General features: G+C 72.2%; 4 protein-coding genes. 3 read left to right on the top strand and 1 reads right to left on the bottom strand.

Features of this window, described 5'->3' with window-relative positions; all coding sequences use genetic code 11:
* Positions 1–273 precede the first annotated feature (273 nt).
* From ACIQOV_RS31190 to ACIQOV_RS31200, 3 genes are all read left to right on the top strand, one after another.
* A complete protein-coding gene (locus tag ACIQOV_RS31190; protein ID WP_401053996.1) occupies positions 274–891 on the top strand; it encodes a TetR-like C-terminal domain-containing protein in 618 nt (205 codons plus the stop codon).
* A gap of 154 nt (positions 892–1,045) precedes the next feature.
* Positions 1,046–1,624, top strand: a complete 579-nt coding sequence (locus ACIQOV_RS31195; RefSeq protein ID WP_401053998.1) for a hypothetical protein — start codon at positions 1,046–1,048, stop codon at positions 1,622–1,624.
* Between the two features lie 4 nt (positions 1,625–1,628).
* Complete coding sequence (locus tag ACIQOV_RS31200) at positions 1,629–2,195, top strand: DUF6529 family protein (protein ID WP_401053999.1); 567 nt, start codon at positions 1,629–1,631, stop codon at positions 2,193–2,195.
* Positions 2,196–2,505: 310 nt separating this feature from the next.
* Here the strand turns inward: ACIQOV_RS31200 and ACIQOV_RS31205 are convergent, their stop codons facing one another.
* Positions 2,506–3,870 (bottom strand): FAD-dependent oxidoreductase, encoded by a 1,365-nt coding sequence (locus ACIQOV_RS31205; protein WP_401054000.1) that lies wholly within the window; start codon positions 3,868–3,870, stop codon positions 2,506–2,508.
* Positions 3,871–3,982: the final 112 nt, after the last annotated feature.

Here is a 3,982-nt window from a genome sequence, read left to right on the forward strand (position 1 = left end):
GGGGGCGGCGCGGGTCCGGGCTCGGGGAGCCTCTTCTCGAAGCGTATCGAGGGGGGAACCCATCGCAACTCGAACACCAGAACGGATCGTGCGGCCGGGGGCGACGCCGGGAACGGGTTCGTTCACTAACATCGACAGTGGGGTCCAGGTGATCTCCGCGACAGGGGAAGTGCTTCACCGTTCGCGCGGCCGGCCCGGGATCTCCCCGGGAACCGTGGCCGAACGCGTGGAGCGACGGGACCGAGGAAGGGCGACTGAAGAAGGTGCGCAACCATGACCGCTGAGACGGACACCGGGCACGGGCCGGTGACGGGCGCCCCGCTGCGGCGGCGCGGCGAGGCGCTGGAGAGCGCCATCTACGAGGCGGTCCTCCAGCAGCTCACCACCGACGGCTACGCCCGGCTGACCATGGAGGGGGTGGCCGCCGCCGCGCAGACCGGCAAGGCCGCGCTCTACCGCCGCTGGTCCTCCAAGGAGGAGCTGGTCAAGGACGCGCTGCGGGCCAGCCTGCCGCCGTCCGGCCCGGCCCCCGACACCGGCAGCCTGCGCGGCGACCTGCTGGAGGTGGTCACCAGGCTGCGCGCCGCGATGGTCAGCGAGATCGGCGCCGCCGTGCGGGCCGTCATGAGCGAGCTCGACCACCAGCGGGCGCACGCCTTCCTGGAGATCGTGCTGGAGCGGGTCGTCCAGCCGACGACCGCGCTGATCGCCGAGGTGCTGGACCGCGGCACCACCCGCGGCGAGGTCCGGCCCGGGGCGGTCACCCCGCTGGTCACCGACCTGGTGCCGGCGCTGATGCTGTACCGGATCAAGATGTGCGGCGGGGAGGCGGTGCGGCTCGATCCGGCGGAGATCGTGGACGAGCTGCTGCTGCCGATCGTCCGTTCCTGACGGGCACGCGGACCGGGCCAGGAGCCGCTGCTGTCGGCCATCAGGGTTAACGGTCGCCTCGCCTTGCCCGCCTGCTGGCGTGCCTGGTGAAGCGGCCGAGCCCGTTCGCGCTGAAGTGGTGGCACCAGTTCCCACCCCGGCCGGAGAGAAGCCCATGAGAATTTCCCGTACGGTGACCGCCACGGCCGCCGTCGTCGCCCTGATCACCGTGGTGTGCGGCGGCTGCTCCAGCAGCAAGAAGTCGACATCCGCGGCAAGCCCGACCTCCGCGGCGACCTCCGCGGCGAGCCCCTCCGGCAGTCAGTCCGCCGAAGCGACCCCGACGGGGAGCGCGAGCCCGAGCCCCTCCGCCGGAGCAGGCGGTGCGGCCGCCACGGTCTCGGCAACCACCGTCGGCAAGTACCAGAACATCCTGGTCGACGCCCGAGGCAAGACGCTCTACCTGTTCGAGGCGGACACCTCGCCCACCTCGACCTGCTACGACGCCTGCGCCACCGCCTGGCCCCCCGCCCTGACCACCGGCACCCCCACCGCCACCGACGGCGTCGACCAGGCCAAGCTCTCCACGAGCACCCGCAAGGACGGCACGACCCAGATCGTCTACAACGGCCACCCGCTCTACTACTTCGAGGGCGACACGGCGCAGGGCGACACCAACGGCGAGGAGTCCAGCGCCTTCGGTGCCACGTGGTACGTGGTCAACACCTCGGGCAACAAGGTCGAGGGCAGCTGAGCGGATGAACGGCGTCGAACGGTCGTCCCGCCCTCGGCGGGCCTCCGGCCTCCTGTGGGCGCTGCTGCCGGTGGCGGTGACGGCCGGCCTCTTCTGGTACGGCCGGGCGCACACACCCGACTACGCGAGCAGCCTCTTCGGCCGCCGATTCGACGACGCCAACCGGCTCAAGGCCCAGCTCGGCACCGCCCTGCTGGGCCTCGCGCTGGTCCAGCTCCTGCTGGCGCTCTGGATGTACGGCCGGCTGCCCGGCCTGCCCACCGCACCCCGGTCGGTCCGGACCGGGCACCGGCTGGTCGGCCTGGCCGCGTTCCTGCTGTCCCTCCCGATCGCCTCCCACTGCCTCGCGGCCTACGGCGTGCAGCTGGCGGCACCTCGGATCGCCGTGCACTCGTTCGCCGGATGCTTCCTCTATGGCGCGTTCGTCGCCAAGGTCATCGTGGTCCGCCATCGCCGGCTGCCCGGCTGGGCCCTGCCCACGGCAGGCGGCGCCCTGCTCGTCCTGATCGCCCTGCTCTGGTACAGCGCCGCGCTCTGGCGCCTCAACGGCTACCACGTGCCGGGCCTGTGAGCCGTCCCCGGCGGCCCTTCTACCTCCGGACGCTGTTGGTGAAGTGAGTGATCGGGTGCGGCGAGTGGCGTCGGTCGTTGCGGGGTGGTCCGGTGTCGATGCGTGCGGGTGGGCCGGGCGGGGTTCCGGTGGAGACGGTGGGGTGGCGCGGGCGGCGTTCCCGAAGGGCGGCCCGGCACTCCGGATCGCCCCGCCGAGCACCGGCTCGGCGGGGCGAAATGATCAGGAACCCGAATCACCGACAGCGTCCGGGATCCCGTCGGGCGCCGCCCGGGCCCTCGGACGTCCGGGCCCGGACTCCCGCGGGGGCTCAGGCCCCGCTGTGGCGGAGCATGTCCTCGCGCTCGACGACCTTGACCCGCTCGCGCTGCTCGGCCTCGCCGAGCGCGCGCTCGTGGGCGTCCAGCAGCTTCCAGCCCTCCCAGGTGGTGAAGCGGACGCCCTGGGCGCGCAGGTGCTCCTCGACGGCCGCCGGGTCCGGCTCGACGGCGCCGGGCAGGCGGTCGGCGGCGTGGTCGTCCAGCAGGCAGGCGACGGTCTCGTTGGCGTCGCCCTTGGTGTGGCCGATCAGGCCGACCGGGCCGCGCTTGATCCAGCCGGTGACGTACGTGGCGGTGCGGTGCGAGCCGTCGCCGTCCAGGACCCGTCCGGCCTGGTGCGGAACGGTGCCCGAGGCCGGGTCGAAGGGCAGCTTGGGCAGCTCGTCGGAGTAGTAGCCGACCGCGCGGTAGACCGACTGCACGTCCCAGTCGGTGAAGCCGCCGGTGCCGCGCACATTGCCGGTGCCGTCCAGTTCGGTGCGCTCGGTGCGCAGGCCGACCACCCGGCCGTCCTCGCCGAGCACCTCCACCGGGGACTCGAAGAAGTGCAGGTACACCCGGTGCGGGCGGTCGCCGACGTCGCGGATCGCCCAGTTCTCCAGCGTCGAGGCGACCAGGTCCACGTGCTTGACCGAGCGGCGCTCGGCGATCGAGCCCTCGTCGTACTCGATGTCCTCGGGGGCGACGATCACCTCGATCGTGGGGGAGTGGTCCAGCTCGCGCAGTTCCATCGGGCTGAACTTGGCCTGGGCGGGGCCGCGGCGGCCGAAGACGTGCACCTCGACGGCCCGGTTGCGCTTCAGGCCCTCGTACACGTTCGGCGGGATCTCGGTGGGCAGCAGTTCGTCGGCGGTCTTGGCGAGCACCCGGGCGACGTCCAGGGCGACGTTGCCGACGCCGAGGACGGCGACCTTCTCGGCCTCCAGCGGCCAGGTCCGGGGCACGTCCGGGTGACCGTCGTACCAGGAGACGAAGTCGGCCGCGCCGTAGGAGCCGTCGAGGTGGATGCCGGGTATGTCCAGGGCGCGGTCGGCCGTCGCGCCGGTGGAGAACACCACGGCGTCGTAGAAGCGGTGCAGGTCGTCCAGGGCGAGGTCGTTCGGGTAGTCGACGTTGCCGAACAGCCGGACCTGGGGCTTGTCGAGCACCTGGTGCAGGGCGGTGACGATGCCCTTGATGCGCGGGTGGTCGGGCGCGACCCCGTAGCGGATCAGGCCGAACGGAGCGGGCATCCGCTCGAACAGGTCGATCGAGACACCGGGGTCCTGGGCGGCGTCGGACTTCAGCAGGGCGTCCGCGGCGTAGATGCCGGCGGGGCCGGCTCCGACGATCGCGACTCGGATCGGGCGGGGCATGACGAGTGGTCCTCCGGTCGGGCGCGATGCAACAAAGGTTAGCCGAACCTTTGTAGCAAACCCTACGGATGACCTGCGAAGTAGGCGGTGGTGATCTATGGGGCCATAGGCC

It is taken from the genome of Kitasatospora sp. NPDC091257, from assembly GCF_044757675.1.
GTDB classification, from domain to species: Bacteria; Actinomycetota; Actinomycetes; order Streptomycetales; family Streptomycetaceae; genus Kitasatospora; species Kitasatospora lactacystinica.

What these genes read in the sequence shown, in the direction of transcription:
- ACIQOV_RS31190 (WP_401053996.1), top strand. Translation starts at nt 274, where the DNA reads ATGACCGCTGAGACGGACACCGGGCACGGGCCGGTGACGGGCGCCCCG.
- ACIQOV_RS31195 (WP_401053998.1), top strand. Translation starts at nt 1,046, where the DNA reads ATGAGAATTTCCCGTACGGTGACCGCCACGGCCGCCGTCGTCGCCCTG.
- ACIQOV_RS31200 (WP_401053999.1), top strand. Translation starts at nt 1,629, where the DNA reads ATGAACGGCGTCGAACGGTCGTCCCGCCCTCGGCGGGCCTCCGGCCTC.
- ACIQOV_RS31205 (WP_401054000.1), bottom strand. Translation starts at nt 3,870, where the DNA reads ATGCCCCGCCCGATCCGAGTCGCGATCGTCGGAGCCGGCCCCGCCGGC.